The sequence below is a fragment of the Acidisoma sp. L85 genome (assembly GCF_009765865.1).
Classification (GTDB): Bacteria; Pseudomonadota; Alphaproteobacteria; order Acetobacterales; family Acetobacteraceae; genus Acidisoma.
This window is the reverse complement of record NZ_LMUQ01000037.1, coordinates 1-17,522: the sequence shown is the minus strand read 5'-3', so window position 1 is coordinate 17,522 and position 17,522 is coordinate 1. Positions and strand designations below refer to the sequence as shown.

General features: G+C 62.2%; 16 protein-coding genes and 1 pseudogene. 10 read left to right on the top strand and 7 right to left on the bottom strand.

Annotation, left to right across the window (positions count from 1 at the left end; genetic code table 11):
- The first annotated feature begins 21 nt into the window (after positions 1-21).
- The 6 genes from dcd to GSQ83_RS30870 all read left to right on the top strand — a co-directional run bounded on the left by dcd (position 22) and on the right by GSQ83_RS30870 (position 3,741).
- Positions 22-576 carry a dCTP deaminase gene (dcd, locus tag GSQ83_RS09265; RefSeq protein WP_158802604.1) on the top strand — a complete coding sequence of 185 codons (555 nt, stop codon included), beginning with the start codon at positions 22-24 and terminating at the stop codon, positions 574-576.
- An 11-nt stretch (positions 577-587) separates the two neighbouring features.
- Entirely contained in the window at positions 588-1,847 is a 1,260-nt protein-coding gene (gene murA, locus GSQ83_RS09260; RefSeq protein WP_158802603.1) for a UDP-N-acetylglucosamine 1-carboxyvinyltransferase, read from the top strand.
- A 44-nt stretch (positions 1,848-1,891) separates the two neighbouring features.
- Complete coding sequence (locus GSQ83_RS09255; protein ID WP_158802602.1) at positions 1,892-2,143, top strand: DUF3126 family protein; 252 nt, start codon at positions 1,892-1,894, stop codon at positions 2,141-2,143.
- Between the two features lie 98 nt (positions 2,144-2,241).
- Positions 2,242-2,994, top strand: a complete 753-nt coding sequence (locus GSQ83_RS09250) for a DUF4410 domain-containing protein (protein ID WP_158802601.1) — start codon at positions 2,242-2,244, stop codon at positions 2,992-2,994.
- Between the two features lie 145 nt (positions 2,995-3,139).
- Complete coding sequence (locus GSQ83_RS09245; RefSeq protein WP_158802600.1) at positions 3,140-3,418, top strand: type II toxin-antitoxin system ParD family antitoxin; 279 nt, start codon at positions 3,140-3,142, stop codon at positions 3,416-3,418.
- 188 nt (positions 3,419-3,606) lie between these two features.
- Positions 3,607-3,741 (top strand): hypothetical protein, encoded by a 135-nt coding sequence (locus GSQ83_RS30870; protein ID WP_256367108.1) that lies wholly within the window; start codon positions 3,607-3,609, stop codon positions 3,739-3,741.
- 202 nt (positions 3,742-3,943) lie between these two features.
- On the opposite strand, the gene metH is transcribed toward GSQ83_RS30870, so the two are convergent.
- Entirely contained in the window at positions 3,944-7,438 is a 3,495-nt protein-coding gene (gene metH, locus GSQ83_RS09235; RefSeq protein ID WP_158802599.1) for a methionine synthase, read from the bottom strand.
- On the bottom strand, positions 7,435-8,427 hold the full coding sequence (locus tag GSQ83_RS09230; protein WP_158802598.1) for a metalloregulator ArsR/SmtB family transcription factor: 993 nt from the start codon (positions 8,425-8,427) through the stop codon (positions 7,435-7,437). The genes metH and GSQ83_RS09230 overlap by 4 nt, the downstream gene beginning before the upstream one ends.
- 29 nt (positions 8,428-8,456) lie before the next feature.
- Here GSQ83_RS09230 and GSQ83_RS09225 point away from each other — a divergent pair, with 29 nt between their 5' ends.
- Positions 8,457-8,810 carry a hypothetical protein gene (locus tag GSQ83_RS09225; protein WP_158802597.1) on the top strand — a complete coding sequence of 118 codons (354 nt, stop codon included), beginning with the start codon at positions 8,457-8,459 and terminating at the stop codon, positions 8,808-8,810.
- A 78-nt stretch (positions 8,811-8,888) separates the two neighbouring features.
- On the opposite strand, the gene GSQ83_RS09220 is transcribed toward GSQ83_RS09225, so the two are convergent.
- The 5 genes from GSQ83_RS09220 to GSQ83_RS09200 all read right to left on the bottom strand — a co-directional run bounded on the left by GSQ83_RS09220 (position 8,889) and on the right by GSQ83_RS09200 (position 13,858).
- Positions 8,889-9,731, bottom strand: a complete 843-nt coding sequence (locus GSQ83_RS09220) for an NAD(P)-dependent oxidoreductase (RefSeq protein WP_158802596.1) — start codon at positions 9,729-9,731, stop codon at positions 8,889-8,891.
- A gap of 21 nt (positions 9,732-9,752) precedes the next feature.
- Positions 9,753-10,685 carry a 5-dehydro-4-deoxyglucarate dehydratase gene (kdgD, locus tag GSQ83_RS09215; RefSeq protein WP_158802762.1) on the bottom strand — a complete coding sequence of 311 codons (933 nt, stop codon included), beginning with the start codon at positions 10,683-10,685 and terminating at the stop codon, positions 9,753-9,755.
- A gap of 97 nt (positions 10,686-10,782) precedes the next feature.
- Entirely contained in the window at positions 10,783-11,610 is an 828-nt protein-coding gene (locus GSQ83_RS09210) for an ATP-binding cassette domain-containing protein (protein ID WP_158802595.1), read from the bottom strand.
- The gene (locus tag GSQ83_RS09205; protein ID WP_158802594.1) at positions 11,607-12,698 is read right to left on the bottom strand and encodes an ABC transporter permease; all 1,092 of its coding nucleotides are present in this window, start codon (positions 12,696-12,698) and stop codon (positions 11,607-11,609) included. The genes GSQ83_RS09210 and GSQ83_RS09205 overlap by 4 nt, the downstream gene beginning before the upstream one ends.
- A gap of 83 nt (positions 12,699-12,781) precedes the next feature.
- A complete protein-coding gene (locus tag GSQ83_RS09200; protein WP_158802593.1) occupies positions 12,782-13,858 on the bottom strand; it encodes a sugar ABC transporter substrate-binding protein in 1,077 nt (358 codons plus the stop codon).
- Positions 13,859-14,031: 173 nt separating this feature from the next.
- On the opposite strand from GSQ83_RS09200, the gene GSQ83_RS09195 reads away from it, so the two are divergent.
- The 3 genes and pseudogenes from GSQ83_RS09195 to GSQ83_RS09185 form a co-directional block, all read left to right on the top strand.
- A complete protein-coding gene (locus GSQ83_RS09195; RefSeq protein WP_158802592.1) occupies positions 14,032-15,087 on the top strand; it encodes an aldo/keto reductase in 1,056 nt (351 codons plus the stop codon).
- A gap of 15 nt (positions 15,088-15,102) precedes the next feature.
- Positions 15,103-15,831 (top strand): FadR/GntR family transcriptional regulator, encoded by a 729-nt coding sequence (locus GSQ83_RS09190; RefSeq protein WP_158802591.1) that lies wholly within the window; start codon positions 15,103-15,105, stop codon positions 15,829-15,831.
- Between the two features lie 380 nt (positions 15,832-16,211).
- Positions 16,212-17,522, top strand: a pseudogene (locus GSQ83_RS09185) (hypothetical protein); the annotation flags it as partial.

Below are 17,522 nucleotides of genomic sequence, written 5' to 3'. Positions count from 1 at the left end.
CCCGCCCTGCCGGAGCCGCCGATGTCCGTTCTGCCCGATCACGTTATTCGCCGCCTGGCGATCGAAGACCGCATGATCGAGCCCTTCGTCGAGACCCAGAAGCGTGACGGCGTGATCAGCTATGGCCTCTCCTCCTATGGCTACGACGCCCGGGTTGCCGACGACTTCAAGATTTTCACCAATGTCGATTCGGTGACCGTCGACCCCAAGCACTTCGACCCGAGCAGCTTCGTCGACCGCAAGCAGGACGTCTGCATCATCCCGCCCAATAGCTTCGCGCTGGCCCATACGATCGAGTATTTCCGCATCCCCCGCGACGTGCTCGTCATCTGCCTCGGCAAATCCACCTATGCCCGCTGCGGCATTATCGTGAACGTGACGCCGCTGGAGCCCGAATGGGAGGGCCAGGTCACGATCGAGATCAGCAACACCACGCCGCTGCCCGCCCGCATCTATGCCGGGGAGGGGATCTGCCAGTTCCTCTTTCTCCGTGGCGAGGGCGCGCCGGAGGTGAGTTATGCCGATAAGAAGGGCAAATACATGGGGCAGCGCGGCGTCGCTCTGCCGCGCATGTAGGGAGCGGGCCAATGGATCGCATCAGGATCATCGGCGGCCGCCCCCTCTCGGGCGAAATCCCTATCGGCGGCGCGAAAAACGCCGCCCTGCCGCTCATGGCCGCCGGTCTGCTGACCGAGGAGCGGCTGCTGCTCACCCGCGTGCCGCGCCTCGCCGATATCGAGACCATGGCCGCGCTCCTCTCCCAGCACGGCATTGCGACCGAGTGGGACGAGACGGCCCGCACGATCTCCCTCGGCGGCCCCATCACCAATACCGAGGCGCCCTACGACATCGTACGCAAGATGCGCGCGTCCTTCCTCGTGCTCGGCCCATTGCTGGCGCGGCTGGGTGAGGCTCGCGTTTCCCTGCCCGGCGGCTGCGGCATCGGCACCCGCCCGGTCGATATCCATCTGAAGGGCTTGGAGCAGCTGGGCGCCGAGATCGAGCTCGACGCTGGCTATGTCGTCGCCCGCGTCAATGGCCGCCTGCGCGGCGCCACCATCATCTTCCCGACCGTCTCTGTCGGCGCCACCGAGAACGTGGTGATGGCGGCCAGTCTCGCCGAGGGCCAGACCATCCTCCGCAATTCGGCGCGGGAACCCGAGATCATCGACCTCTGCCACTGCCTCGTCGCCATGGGCGCCCAGATCACCGGCATCGGCACAGGCGAGTTGGTGATCGAAGGCGTCGAGCGGCTGCATGCCGCGACCCATGCCATTATCCCCGACCGTATCGAGACCGGCACTTATGCCTGCGCCGTCGCGATGACCGGTGGAGACGTGCTGCTGCGGGACGCGCGGCTGGACCATCTGGGTGCCGTCGCGCGCATCATGGAAGAGACCGGCGTCTCCATCGAACAGACCGAGCGCGGCGTCCGCATCCGTCGTCTCAACGGCCTGCACGGCGCGGATGTGATGACCGAGCCCTATCCGGGCTTCCCGACCGATATGCAGGCCCAGTTCATGGCCATGGTGGCGGTGGCCGATGGCGCCTCGATGATCACCGAGTCGATATTCGAGAACCGTTTCATGCATGTCTCGGAACTGACCCGCATGGGCGCGCGCGTGAACGTCCATGGCTCCTCCGCCATCGTGCGCGGTGTGCCCTCGCTCGCCGGTGCCCAGGTCATGGCGACCGACCTGCGCGCCTCATCCTCGCTCATCCTTGCCGGCCTTGCCGCGAAAGGGGAGACGGTGGTGAGTCGCGTCTATCACCTCGACCGTGGCTACGAGGATGTCGAGGGCAAGCTTTCCGCCGTCGGCGCCCAGATCGAACGCCTCACGGACTGAGCCGCTTTCCAAAGACCCATCTGCTATCTCAAGGAGTTCCGGCCATGAACGGATCGGATATCGACCGCGTACAAGCCTATCTTCGCCGTCTGCTCGGCACCGACCGGGTGCGCATCATCGCCCCCGCCAAGGCCGGACTCGCGGTCGAGATCGCGGTGCAGGATGAGGTCATCGGCACGGTCTACAAGGACACCGAGGAAGGCGAGACCTCCTATTCCATCCAGATCACGGTGCTGGAGGAAGACCTGCCGCAGCTCAAGGCGCCCACGGTCGCCGGGAAGCGCACGCGGCATTAACCGCGTGGCTTTGCCACGCGCTGGAAGAGCTTGAAGGTTTCGGGAATCCCCGTCTAAGATCGTGGTTTATCCGCCGATTCTCGGCCTGGGATTGGAAAATGTCGTTGCGCTTAATTTCAGTGCCCGCGCCTCGCCGCGCGGTGGCTTTTCTTGCGCTTGGCCTGTTTGGGCTGGGCGCCTGTGCCACTCATGTGCAGAACACCAGCGCCTATGTGCCGCCCCAGGCGATGGCAATGCGCAAACTGCCGCCGCCGCACAAGGTCTATGTGACTGACTTCGTCGTCGATCCCGCCACCCTCAAGCTCGATTCCGGCGTCCGCGCGCGTCTCCAGCGCGAATTCAAGGGCGAGGATCCTAACGTCACACGACATAACCTGACGCGCGAGGTTCAGACCGCCATCTCCGACACGCTGGTACAGGCGTTCAACGCGATGGGGCTGAAGACCGAGCTCGTGGCGCAGGGAACCGTTCCGCCGCCCGGCAATGTCGTGATCCGCGGCCAGATCGTGAGGATCAGCGCCGGCAACCAAACCCGCCGCACCGTGATAGGCTTCGGCGCCGGCAAAAGCGAGATTTTCGCGACCGTCGCCCTATACGGCACCTTGCCGAACGGATCCCAGCGGCTGCTGCAGACCTATGACGCTACGGCCAATAGCGGTCACGCTCCGGGGCTTGGCGTTGGTGCGGCCAGCGCCGCAGCGGGTCATGTGGGTCTTGCCGTGACGGGCGCTGTCGCCGGCACCGTCTCCCGCGCCCATAGCAGCCTCGGCGAGGATGCCGACGATTTGGGCAAGCGCGTCGCCACCAACCTCGGCCAATACTTCGAAAGCCAGGGCTGGGTCGCGAATTAGGTGGCGACGCCTAGTTTCTGAAATTGCAATCACTCTGCGACATCATCGTCGGGAAGTGACGAACGGGGCCAAATCGTATTCGCTTGATCCGCGCGAAAGTTGGAGTAGGATTTAATCCTACTCCAACGACGTCGAGGTTGTCCTGGTGCGGTCTACCCAGCAGTTCAGCATTACCCTTCCGAACGAAATGGCCGAGGCGATCCGTGCCAAGGTCGCGGCAGGTGAATACGCGACAGAGAGCGAAGTCATCAGAGACGGCTTACGCACTCTGCTTGCACGAGACCGCGTCGTCGAGGATTGGCTACGCGGACACGTAGCTCCGGCCTATGACGCGTTGATGGCAGACCCTGAGCGAGCGGTGACGTTGGACGAGTTGCGAGCCGCGCTTTCGGCTGAACACGCAAAGGCGACCGCCCGGCGGTGATCGACGTGCGGGTCGTCTTCACACCCGAAGCCCGTACGCAGATCGTAGAGCTTTACCGACACATCGCAGCCTCACGATCCCCCCGACGTCGCCGCACGCTACACGGAGGCTATCGCGGCGCATTGCGATGGCCTCCGGAACTTCCCGCAGCGTGGAATTGCACGGGATGACATCCGGCAGGACTTCGCGTGACCAGTTACAGGCGTCGTGTCGTCATCGCCTTTCATCCGAATGCGGGGCGTGTTGCCATCATAGCGGTCTTCTATGGCGGCCAAGACTATGAGGCGAGCCTGCTGGAAGGCGACGGCGACGCATTTCGATAAGCGCAGCGACATCCAGTCGTGATATCTTTGGCTAGAACCATGCCCATTCCACCACGTCATGCTCGGCGAAGGCCGAGCATCCACGCCTTGCTTGCTCCACGACGGCAAGGCGCGGATGGCAGGGGGGGCCCCGCACGCCTTCGCGTGCCATGACGGATTCTTTGGTCGCGCTCGATATTAGATCATCACGCTCTAGCTGCCGCTAAACCGAGAAGTATTTCGCCCGCGCATTCAGCACCACCAGCGCGCTCGTCGATTGCTCCGGGTGCAGTTGGTGCTCGTCCGACAGCGAGACACCGATGCGTTCGCTGTCCAGCAGCTTCATGATGGGCACCTGATCCTCCAACCGGGGGCAGGCGGGATAGCCGAAGGAATAGCGCGAGCCGCGGTAGCCCTGGGCCAGCATCTTCTCCATCTCGCGATCATCCTCGCTCGCGAAACCGAGTTCGGCGCGGATGCGCTTATGCGTGTATTCCGCCATCGCCTCGGCCATCTCCACCGACAGCCCGTGCAGATAGAGGTAGTCTTGGTAACGGTTCTCCTCGAACCACACGCGCGCCAGGTCGGAGGGCTTCTGTCCAACCGTCACCACCTGCAGGCCGATCACGTCGCGTTCGGCGTCATCGACGTCGCGGAAGAAGTCGGCGATGCAGTCGCCGTCCTCGCGCGGCTGGCGCGGCAGGGCGAAACGGCAAAGCTCGGTTTCGCCGTCTTGCGCGAACAGGATGAGGTCGTTGCCCTGACCAGCGGCTTTCCAATAGCCGTAGATCGCCTGCGGCTTGAGGATGTCCTGCTCCTCGCACAGCGTCAGCATGCGGCGCATGATCGGCCGCAGCTCCTGCTTCGCCCAGCCGAGGAATTCGTCGAGGCTGCGGCCCTGTTTCCGAAAACCCCATTGGAACTGATACAGGCTGCGTTCGTTGAGAAACGGGACCAGCGCGCGCGGCGGCGCCTCGACCGTGCGAGCGCCCCAGAAGGGCGGCACGATCACCGGTTGATCCTGGGTCAGCCTGCGCCGCCGCGCCTGCACCGCGAGCACATCGACCGGCTGGAAAGCCTTCGCATCCGCCTGCCCCAAAGTCCGCGTCGTATTGCGGGACTTGCCGACCCGGCGCGCCTGCACCGCCGCCATATAGTCGTCGAAACCGTTGCCGGTGACTTTCTCCATCAGGCTCAGCCCGTCGAAGGCGTCGCGCGCATAGGCGACGCGGCCGGAAGCATAGGCCCGCACGCAATCATCCTCGACGAAGTTGCGCGTCAGTGCCGCGCCGCCCAGCAGGATCGGCACATCGATGCCCTGCCGCGTCATCTCCTCCAGATTGTCCCTCATGACGACGGTGGATTTCACCAGCAGCCCGGACATCCCAATGGCATGCGCCCGATGCTCCCGCACCGCCGCGATCATATCGGCGAGCGGCACCTTGATGCCGAGATTGACCACGCGGTAGCCGTTATTCGTGAGGATGATATCGACCAGGTTCTTGCCGATGTCATGCACATCGCCGCGCACCGTGGCGAGCACGATGGTACCTTTCTCCTGCCCCTCGATCTTCTCCATGAAAGGCTCGAGGTAGGCGACGGCGGCCTTCATCGTCTCGGCACTTTGCAGCACGAATGGCAACTGCATCTTGCCGGCACCGAACAGCTCGCCCACCACCTTCATGCCGTCGAGCAGGATCGTATTGATGATGTCGAGCGGCGCATTGGTCTTCATCGCCTCGGCGAGATCATCGGTCAGCCCCTTGCGGTCGCCATCGACGATACGGTCCTTGAGGCGCCCCTCCACCGTCGCGGATCGCACCTTGGCGCCGGTATCGGCAAGCTTGCGATCGGCGAAGATCTCGAGCAGCTTCTGCAGCGGATCATAGCCCTCCGCGCGGCGATCGAAGATCAGGTCCTCGCAGACCTGGACTTCTTCCGGCGCGATCAGGTGCAGCGGGCGGATTTTGCTGACATGCACGATAGCGCCTGTCATCCCAGCCTTCAGCGCGTGATCGAGAAACACCGAGTTCAGCACGGCACGTGCCGCCGGGTTGAGGCCGAAGCTGATATTCGACAGGCCGAGGATGATCTGGATATCGGGAAAAGCATCACGGATCAGCCGAATGCCTTCCAGCGTCCATTGCCCCAGCTTACGGTCGTCCTCGTTACCCGTGGCGATGGTGAAGGTCAGAGGATCGATCATGAGATCGGACTGTGGCAGCCCATGCTTGTCGCAAGCGAATTCCACCAGCCGGCGCGCGATGCGCAGCTTGTCCTCGGCGGTCTTGGCCATGCCCGGCTCATCGATCGTCAGCGCGATCACCGCGGTGCCGAATTTCTTCGCCATCACCATGCGATCCGTCGCTGGACCCTCGCCATCCTCGAAGTTGATGGAATTGAGGATCGGCTTGCCGCCATGGAGCTTCAGCGCGCTTTCCAGCACGATGCGCTCGGTGCTGTCGATCACCAGCGGCGCGTTCACGCTGCCGGTGAAGCGGCGGATAACCTCGTCCATCTCACGGACTTCGTCGCGTCCGACAAAGGCGGTGCAGATATCCAGCGCGTTCGACCCTTCGGCAATCTGCTCACGCCCCATGCCGACGCAACCATCCCAATCCTGCGCTTCCTGCAACTGGCGCCACTTCTTCGAACCATTCGCGTTGCAACGCTCGCCGATCGAGAAATAGCTGTTCTCCTGGCGCAGGCTGACCTGCCCGTACAGCCCGGCAACAGAGGGAACCCAAACCGGCTTGCGCAGCACCGGCGCCGGCCGCAGCGTGCTTCCCGCGCGCCGACGCAGCATCGCATCCAGCGCCGCGATATGCGGCGTCGAGGTGCCGCAGCAGCCGCCGATGAGGTTGAGCCCGTCCTCGGCGACGTAGCGCTCGATCCAGGTCGCCATGGCATCAGCGCCGAGCGGATAATGCGTGTGCCCGTCCACCAATTCCGGCAGGCCGGCATTGGGCTGCACCGAAATCAATCCGGGCCAGTTATTCGAGAGCCAGCGAATATGTTCCGCCATTTCCTGCGGACCCGTCGCGCAGTTGAGCCCGATCAGCGGCACATCCAGCGCATTGATGACGGTCGCCGCCGCCGCGATGTCGGGGCCGACCAGCAGAGTGCCGGTGGTTTCTACCGTCACCTGCACGAAGATCGGCGTATCAGTACCGGCTTCCGAACGTGCGATCTTGGCGCCGTTAACCGCCGCCTTGATCTGCAATGTGTCCTGGCAAGTCTCGATGAGGATGGCATCCACGCCACCCGCGATCAGCCCGCGACTCTGCGCAGCCAGCGCTGCCTCCAGACTATCGTAATCGATATTGCCGAGCGACGGCAGTTTCGTGCCCGGCCCGATGCTGCCCACCACATAACGGTGGCGCCCATCCGAGAAACTATCGGCGGCCTCGCGTGCCAATTCACCGGCCACGCGATTGATTTCCTGCGTGCGATCCTCAAGGTCGAATTCCGCGAGCGTGATCGGACTGCCGCCGAAGGTGTTGGTCTCCACCATATCGGCGCCGGCCTCGAAATAGCCGCGATGGATTTCGCGAACCATGTCCGGCCGCGAAAGGTTCAGCACCTCGGTGCAATTCTCGCGATTCCAGAAGTCGCTCTCGATATCCAGCGTCAGCGCCTGGACACGGCTGCCCATGCCGCCATCGCACAGCAGAACCTGGTCGCGCAAAGCGTCGAGAAGATGCGGGCGGCTCGTCATGCTGAGGCACTTTCCTGGGCGGCGTGGGAAGAGCGGTCGGCGTCGGCGTCGCGATTGAGGTTGCCCGACCAGATCTGAACGGTAAGCGGTCCTTCGAAAGCCTGTGTGCGCGCAAGCGTCAGGCCAACGCCATTGAGCATTCGTCGCATCTGCTCTTCGTGAAAACCGTTATGCCGATGCGCGAGCCGGTCGGTCAGCTCCTTCCGGCCATGCGCCGCGAGATCCACCACGACCATCTTCATGCCGGTGCGCAGCACGCGCGCTGCCTCGCGCAACACCGCCTCCGGCTCCGCGGCGTGGTGCAGCACCATTTGCAGCACGACGCAGTCGAAGCCGGTCTCCCGGTCGCCGTCGGGGAAGGGCAGGTGATACATATCCGCCTGCCGCACGCTGCACTGCCCGATGCCGGATTGCGCCAGCCTGCCGCGCGTAAAGGCGACCATCTGCGGGCTGATATCGACGCCGATCCCGGCCGTCAGCCGAGGCGCCAGCAATTCCAGAACCCGACCGGTGCCGGTGCCGATATCGAGGAGCCGGCCGACCTGTCCCTGGCCGATGATCGCGCCCATCGCGCTTTCGACCTCCTCGGCGGGTAGGCCGAGCGCATGCATCTCGTCCCAATCGGCGCCGAGCCGGCGGAAACTCTCCGATGCCGCCCGCGCGCGTGCCGCCAAGACCTCGGCAGCGGCCCGGCGGTCGGCGGCGAGCAAAGCGTCGTCGCCCGGCAACCGCTCGACCAGGGCACGGGCAAGCTGCCCGCGTGGTGTCGCGGCATCGGGCAAGGCGAACCAGATGAAGGCGCCGTCGGGGATCCGCAGAAGTAGCCCAGCCTCGGTCAGCAGCCGCAGGTGCCGCGACAAACGAGGCTGCGACTGACCGAGGATCGCCACAATCTCAGTGCCGCAGAAGGCTCCAGTATTGGCGAGGGCGAGCAACCGCAGCCGCGTGGGCTCCGCCGCGGCGCGTAAGGCGAGCAGAAGATCTTCCATGGCGCTTGAAATAACATAAAGATATGTTTATGTCTACATGCATGCCTCTCATCGATGCACGAATCCCGATCTCGATCGTCACGGTGCCCTCCGGCACCCCCGACGCTGCCAGCCTTGTTGAGGGCGATGGCGAGGTCGCGGCAGGGGTGGCCGCTGCCTATTTTCAGGAAGTGCTACCCTCGCATGCCCCCGGCTGCGCCTGCTGCCTCCCGCGCAGCGCGGCAGGCGCGGCACTCGGCGCGCTATTCCGCGCCCGTGCCCTGGGCACCGTCCCATTCTTCACCCGTGTCGAAGTGCTGTTGGCCACACCGTCTGCCGAGGCGGCGCTGCGACAAGCGGTCGAGGCTGATCCCGTTGCCGCGAGCTATTTTCGGCTAGGGTAGTGCTGAAGCGATGAAGCGTACTGCCTGAGCATTGTCGACGGAACATCCCGGAGAGAATGAGGGGATGCTGAGGCGCAGTCAGGATAGCATTTTGGCGTCGAACATTTCGCCAGGGGGGAAATCTCTGCGCGAGTAGTCGACACTTACGAACACGCCTCCCTGATAGCGCTCCGCGACTGGGTCGTCCGTGACTTTTCCGAGGGCGCGATCAAGATGGCTGTCGGAACTGTCATGAGGGGTCCAACCGATCGTTGCCCGCGCGTCGCCTGCCCAAAAGCTGCGGCTGTTGTTCGACGCGCCCCAGATGACCGAGCAGCCGACCCGTTCCGCCTCCGCACAGCGCTGTATCAGGGAGACGAAATCGTTAGGTGACAGCCACGTCGAGAGGATTCTCTCGTTTGTGACCTCCGGCAATACGGAGCCAATCCGGATCATGATAGTCTCTACCGCGTGCTTTTCCCAGTATAGACGCCCCAGCATTTCGCCATAGGCCTTCGAAAGCCCGTAAAAGCCGTCCGGCCGTAAATTGCAGTCATGGTTCAGCACCGCTGAACGCTCGTACAGTCCAACCGCATGGTTCGACGATGCGAAAACCACGCGCGCCCGCTGCTTTCGGGCGGCCTCATAAACATGAAAACTGCCACGTAGGTTCGGACCGAGAATCGCCTCGAAAGGCTGCTCGGTCGAGACGCCGCCGAAATGTAGAATAAGGCCGCAGTTTTCAGCGAGAGCATGAACCGCGGCTTGGTCCTCCAGATCGGCCGTCGCGAAAGTGGAGTTCGGCGGAAGCGGGTCCGGAAACTCCGCAATATCCGTCAGCCGTAGCACCCAACCGAAAGCACCGAGACGCGCGGCCAGCAGGCGGCCAAGTGTGCCAGATGCACCGGTCAGCAGCACCGGCCGATCGCCAGAGGCCACCATCGAGTCCCTTCGCGTCAGAGGCTAGTTCACCACCTGCTCGCTGACAGGCATCCGGCAAGCCGTCATGAGCGACGACAACTGCTCCTCCTCGTCGCCTGTTAAGTCCACAAGAGGCGAGCGAACCGGGCCGCAATCAATGCCGGCAATTCGCGCGCCAGCCTTTACGATCGACACCGCATAGCCCGCGCGACGATTGCGAATGGCGAGATAAGGCAGAAAAAACCGCCGCATCAGGTCGTCGATCTCCGCGTTTCGCCCGCCGCGCCAGGCGTTGAAGAACGCTAAAGCGGTGTCGGGTGCGAAATTGTAGATCGCGGAGGAATAGGTGGTCACACCGATACCAGGCGTCGCGCTTGCATGCACCTCGGCGGTCGGCATGCCGCCGATGAAGATGAGACGGCCGTCCATGCGATAACGGAGCGCCGTGAGCAATTCGACGTTGCCCAAACCATCCTTCAGGCCAATGAGATTGGGGCAAGCATCTGCAACGGCCGCGAGTGTGTCGGGCAGGAGAACCGCATTGTCGCGATTATAGGCGATCACGCCAATCCCGACCGACCGGCAGATCGCGGTCAGGTGCTGGCACAGACCTTCCTGCTCTGAGTTCACTAGATACGGCGGCAAAACCAGCAGCCCATCGGCGCCATTGGCTTCGGCCGCCTGGGCGAATTCGACCGCCATTTCGGTGCCGTAGCCGACACCGGCGAGGAGTGGAAGACCTTTCGGCACCTCTTCGGCAGCCGCGCGAACCACTTTTTTGTATTCGCTCAGGGTGAGCGAGAAGAATTCGCCTGTACCTCCCGCTGCGAACAGGCCGACGGCTCCCGCGGCGCCCTGGCGGGCGACGTGGGCACGGTAGCCAGCCTCGTTGAAAGCGCCCGCCTCGTCAAAGAAGGTGACCGGGAAAGACAGCAGACCTTGACCTAGCCGGCGGGTCAGTTCGGAGGGGGGCACGGTCAAGGCGAGCACTCCATATCAGTCCGCTGCATCTCGGCTCGCGGGTCCAAATTCCACCAAAGGCTGGGGCTACGCCACAACGCGAGGCGCGAGGTCATGCCTGGCCTGGTTCAGTTTCCGCAGACTCGGCGGCAACCGCGTTTCGTCCGAGGCCTGACTTGACGATGCGAATCAGCTCTTCCTCGCTTGTCTCGGATGTGGCCGCATCCAGAACGATCTCGCCGGAATGTAGAAAGTTAATTCGATCGCATACTTCGAAGATCTGGTTGTAGTTGTGAACAATCAGAATGATCGAGACGTTGCGCTGCTGGCGAAGACTTTGGATAAGACCCAAAACATGAGCACTTTCCCTCACACCAAGCGCCGCTAGAGGCTCATCGAGGATGAGTATGGTGGGCGAAGCATAGATCGATCGTGCTACGGCAACACATTGACGCTGTCCGCCTGAAAGCAAATCGACCGTACTATTGACGCTGGGGATCGAGATTCCAAGCGTCTTAAGATGAACCTCAGCGAGATCGCGCATCTTCTTGTTGTCGAGCAGTTTTAGCCCAAGAACTCGCTTGTGATATTCACGGCCCATGAACATGTTGTGATAGATGCTCAGATCGCCGATCAGCGCGAGGTCCTGATAGACGGTCTCGATGCCGATAGCGCGCGCATCGCGTGGTGAGTTGAAGTGAACCTGCTTGCCTTTGGACACAATCGTCCCCGTGTCTGGCTGATGATAGCCGGACAGGATTTTTATCAGCGTTGACTTACCGGCGCCGTTGTCGCCGACCAGAGCCAGAACCTCTCCTTGGCGGAGCTTGATGCTCACATCGACAAGTGCCGTGACCGCACCGAAGCCTTTGCTGATGTGGGACATTTCCAGGATGACCGGGGCATCGGGCGCCAGCGGCGGAATAACTGCCGGGCTCATATCCGCCTCCTCGCGCGAAGGCGGTTCACCTGCACGTTCAGTATCATCGCCAGAAGGATCGCGATGCCGAGGTAGATGTCGGAGACGGTTGCCTGAGCGCCGACCATGACAAGCCCATTGTTGAGCGTGGCGACCACAAACGCTCCGATGAGCGAACCGATTGCCGTGCCGGAACCGCCAAGCAGCGAGGTTCCGCCAATGACCGCGGCTGCTATGGCTTGCAGGGTGAGAAAGGGACTGCCGGCCTGTGGGTCAGCCGACGAAAACTGTGCGGTGTTGATGATGCCGGCAAAAGCCGCGAATCCTCCGGCGATCATGAAGTTGTAGACTTTGATCCGGTCGGTGCGCACACCGATCTCCCGCGCTCCGACAATGTTGCTGCCCGTCGCGATCGTATGGAGTCCGAAGGTTGTCCTGCTCAAAACCAGTGCGAGTGCGGCGACCGCGAGCACGGTCCAGAGGAACGGCGTAAACGCCGTGATCGCATGCCACGAGAAAAGCGAATCCGAAGGGCCATACAGACTCTGCCCGAAGATCGCATTAAAGGGCTCCTCCACCGGCGCCACGATCGGCTGACTATCGTCAATCCAGACGACGATGCCTTGAAGCAGAAAGAGCGTGCCGACCGTGGTGATCAGGGACGGCACGCGGAACCGGACGGTGATGATTCCATTGAGCACACCGACCAGCACGCCAAGCACAACCCCGATCAGCGCACCGATAGCCAGAGGAACGCCGAGATCGATCGACAGCAACACCATGATATAAGGTGCAAGCGAGAAAGTGCTGCTGACGGAAAGATCGATTTCCCCCGTGATCATGAGCATGACCTCCGCCACAGCTATGAGGCCAAGGCGGCCCGTGTCGCGGAGGACGACGCTCAGGAATTGAGAAGTGAGGAACTCGCCATTGCTGCCGAACTGGAAGTAGATGACGAGAATGATCGCAACGACAGCGATGCTGGCCTCCCGATAGCGGGACAGGATGACCAGCACCTTCTCGTAAATCGAGTCGGGGGTTTTAACGCCGACCCGGCGCGTTGTCGCCCCGATCGTAGCCGGTGGGTGAGGTTTCGTAGCGAGGACCATCTAGGCTTTCTTCGTTTCCCACTGGGGACCGTGGATCGCGCTCCCGGCAGCCACCTCGGCATGCCGGGTTTCGCGAGACAATCTCAGACTGGTTCGGCTCGAACGCTTCCCTCGAACCGGCTTTTGGTCAGATAGTGATCGACATTGTCTTTCGTAACATAGGCTTCGCTCGTATTGGTGTCAGCGGGACCCACGAGGCCATTCGACAGTTTGTACATGTACATCTGCTGGACTGGGAGGAAGCCCTGGAGATAGGCCTGCTGATCCGTCGTGAACGTCATGTCGCCGCTTTTGATATAGCCCAGCGTCTGCGGAAACAGATCGAAGCCCGCGACGATCACACCTTTTTTCGCCAAACCATATTGTTGCGACACGAAGCCAGCGGCATAGGTGTCGGATCCACCCGTGGTGAATATACCAGCGACATTCTTGTGACTGAGAACATAACTTCCGATCCGGGAAATCTCTGTCGCCGCGTCAACGCCGGTATTCACGACGTCATAGGTAATGCCGTCTCCGTGGTCCTTGATGGCCTGGATATAACCATCGAGCCGCGGCTGCTCATTCAACGAACCCGGCATGCCGATGGACAGCATGACGTGGCTGCCCTTCGGCACCATTTTCAGCCACTTCAGCGCGATATTGTAGCCAGCCTGATACAGCGGCTGTCCGATATAGGCCAAACGCTTGTTGGGGCTGCCAACCGGCACGTCTGCATTGAAGGCGATTACCGGAATGCCTGCGGCAGCGGCTTTGGCCGTCGATGCATCGAAAGCCGTCGGATCGACAAGGCAGACGGCAATTCCATCGGCCTTTTCAGCGATAGCGGTCTCCATGGCGTTGACCATCTCGGAGACGACATTCTTTTGAGAGCCTGTCCACTGGTAGTGGCAGCCGAAGGCGGCGCAGGCGTCCTGGATGCCATACACAGCAGGCGTGAAGAACTGATCCAGCGTGACGTGACAGACAAAGACGAACTTATAGGGCTTTTTAGGCAGGCCCGCGCTCGATTGCGCAAGCGCCGGAAATGCCGCGCCGATGCCGCTGGCCAATGCCGCGGTTCCCAGACCCAGTTTTGCCGCCACGGAGAAGGCGCCGCGCCTGCCAATCGCGCTGACGGCCTCCGTCGTTATCGCCGATGCTTTGATATCGTCCGCCACCTGCAACCTCCCTCGCCATTTTCTTTTCGTGGGACTTCAGCCTCATCGGCCGCATGCCGCTAGGGCTTCGGCCGTCGCCTGTCCTCTGGTTACATTGTAATATGACGAATTTTGTGTCAACGTCTTTCGGCGCCGGGTTACCGAAGCCGGCGCGTCGCCAGGGAGATACGGGAATGTCAAAAGCAATCAGCAAGCGCCAGATCGGCAGGACGAGCCTCTCGGTCACCGAGCTTGGCATGGGTGGAACACCGCTCGGCAATATGTACAAGGCGATGGAGACCGAGGCAGCGATTGCTACGGTTCACGCGGCGGCGGAGGCGGGCATCCGCTATTTCGACACGGCTCCTGTTTACGGCTTCGGCCTCAGCGAGACGCGGCTTGGTCAAGGCGTCGCGAAACTGCCGCGCGAGGATATCGTGATCTCATCCAAGGTTGGATATTCTCTTGTGCCGATCGATCCTTCAGAGCTGAAGCCGGGACTTTGGGACAAGCCCCCTCCGGTGCGCGCCGATTTCGACTATTCGCGTGATGCGGTGTTGCGCGGCGTCGAGGCCAGCCTGAAGCGACTTAACACGCCCTATATCGACATGTTGGCGATCCATGATCCCGATGAGGCGGTCGATGTCGGCGCTGGCGTCGATCCGTTCAGCCGCAGCCATTTCAGGGCGGCGATGGACCATGCGTTTCCGACCTTGGCTGAGCTGCGCAGCCAGGGCGTCATCAAGGCGATCGGCGTTGGCATAAACCAGTGGCAAATGCTGTGTGACTTCGCGACGGCGGGGGATTTCGATTACTTTCTCGTCGCCGGTCGCTACACCTTGCTGGATCAGGATTCGATGGCTCGCCTTCTGCCGCTTTGCGAGCAGCATTCGATCAGCCTCGTCATCGGCGGTCCGTATAATTCCGGCATTCTGGCGACGGGCGCGGTTACTGGCGCGACCTATGACTACCGGCCGGCGAAGCAGCAGGTTCTGGAGCGCGTGCGCGGAATACAAGCGGTCTGCGCGCGCCATGGCGTCTCGCTCCAAGCGGCGGCGTTGCAATTTCCGCTGCACCATCCTTCGGTCGCTGCCATCATTCCCGGAGCGCGTTCAATCGCGGAGGTCGAGGCAAATCTTGCCTTCTCGCAGGAGCCGATCCCGCCGCAGTTTTGGCTAGAGCTTAAATCCGAGCGGCTGATTGACCCGGCGGCGCCCGTCGGGCTCGACGAGCCAGCCGAAGCCACGTGATAGGCCGATTGCACCATGCCGGATCGCCTTGAGCCGCTCGCCCCAACACTAAGCCGCACGGCCCAGCTCGCCGAGCGGCTTGGCCGGGACATTCGCAGCGGAAAGCTGGGCGCGGGTGAACGTCTGCCGACCGAGCAAGAGCTGATCGCGCATTTCCAGGTCAGCCGCACAGTGGTGCGCGAGGCAATGGCGTCGCTCCGCGCGGAGGGGCTGATCGTCAGCCGGCAAGGCGCGGGTGTTTTTGTCGCCAGCAACGCGACCGGCCGCCCGTTTCGCATCATCTCGGACGAACTGCGATCCCTCGTCGAGGTCGAGAATGTTCTGCAACTTCGCCTCGCGGTCGAGGTCGAGGCCGCCGGCATCGCGGCGGAACGGCGGACCAAGGCGGATCTTCTGGCGATCAGCCATTGCCTCGAGATGATCGACGGTGCGATTGCCAGAGATGAGACCGCGGTAAAGGAGGATCTCGCTTTCCATTGCGCGATTTCGGCGGCGACCGGGAACCCCTATTTCGAGCGGTTCATGCATTTTCTCGGCCCGGTCATCATCCCTCGGCAGACCATCCGGTTGGGGCTGGAGACTGCCACGGAGCGCCGAGCTTACATCGGCCAGGTTCAGAACGAGCACCATCAAATCTACGCCGCCGTCAAGAAGGGCGACAGGGATGTCGCGCGGCGTTGCACACGTGAGCATCTCGAAGCGGGGCGCGACCGATATCGCCGCCTGGTGGCACTCAAACCCTAGTCAGGCTTTTCGGCCCGGCTCTCGCGACGTCAGCAGCTCCACATAGCGGGCGGTAGATGCGGTACGCTTCGCATAATCGCAAACCTCCGGCGGCGCACGGCGCTGGCTCTCGACGGCTCGTTTCGACCGAAGGTAACAGGCCGCGGCGGCTTCCTCGGAACTTTGTCGCATCGGATAAGAAACAATCTGGGTGGTGACCAAGGCGCGAACGATCGACGCGGCCGGTGAAATTTCGTGACCGAGCCTTGTCGGGGGAAGTTCCTCATCTCGTATTGAAGCGGCATCGTAACGAAATGGCAAGAGGCCGCCACTATGGCTGTTTGAAATTGGCCGTCCCTATTTCGAAACCGCCCACTCAACACCAATTTCAGGTGACTCTTATGACAAACAGCGTCGTCAGCAGCGGCATCGTCAGCAGCGGCCTGATCCTCACGAGCGGCGTCACATACACTGTTCTCGCCGGAGGGACAGCAACAGCGACGCTTGTCAGCGGTGGCGGTGTGGAGATTGTCTCGTTTAGCGGGACAGACACAAGTGGGACCATCTCCAGCGGCGGGATCGAGACGGTCGCGTCGGGCGGCACGTCGCTCAACGTGACCCTATCCTTGGGCGGAACACTCCTGCTCGCGGCCGGAGCGATCGAAAGCGGCGGCACGATAGCCTCCGGCGCAACGCTGTTCGTGTCCTCGGGCGTGACCGTGAACGACATGACAGTGCTGCCCGGTGGGTCGCTCGTGGTTTTGGGCGGCGGGTCAGATATCGGCGTGACCGACCTCGGCACGGTAGTGGTGAGCAGCGGCGGGGTGGACAGCAGCGGTAGCGTGAGCGGAGGCGGGCAGCTTACCGTGTCCTCGGGTGGTACCGCGCTGTCGGTCACGTTAAGTGCGGGCGGCACCGAGGCGGTGCTGGCGGGCGGCACGGGGCTGGGGCTGGACCTGTCATCCGGCGGGGTGATCAACCTGTCCTCCGGCGCATTGCAGAGCGGCAGCACCGTGGAGAGCGGGGCAACGTATTCCGTCACTAGCGGAGCGACAGCGATCGATATCTTGATCACCTCCGCTGTTAAGGGAGTGTCCTTCGCCGGTTTCGCTAGCGACGTCACGATTCTGGCATCTGACTCGATGCTCGCCAATGTTCACGTCTTGAGCGGAGGAACCCTTGACGGGTTCACCGTCGGCTCGAGCGGAGACAGCGCCCCAGTTGACGTGACTGTCGCACCAGGTGCGACCATTGAAAGTGGGACGATTTATCCTTCTACCAGTGGCCAAAACGAAATCTCACTTAGGGGAACCGTGTCGTCGGTGGTGGTCGATGGTGTCATTTTTGGGGCAGGCGCCACGGCGTTTGACACCACAGTTGGTAGCGGCGGAACCCTGATCAACGTTGATCTGTTAGTAACTCAGAATTTTACCAGTACGACGATCTTGAGTGGCGGAACGGCCGAATTCGAGCGTGGTATTTACACGGACACTATCGCGAACTCAGGGGCAACAACGACACTAACTGTTGGCGCCACAGCAATCGCATCGGCGGGAACAAATGCCGGGCTGACGGTCACTTCCGGTGGCACCGACCTCGTCGTCAATGGTGGCATCGATACCCGCGACACCAGCATGGCGGCGATCACCTACTACCATGTCGAACTGCCGCATCACGACCTGCTGCTGGCGGAGGGGGCAGCGGCTGAGAGC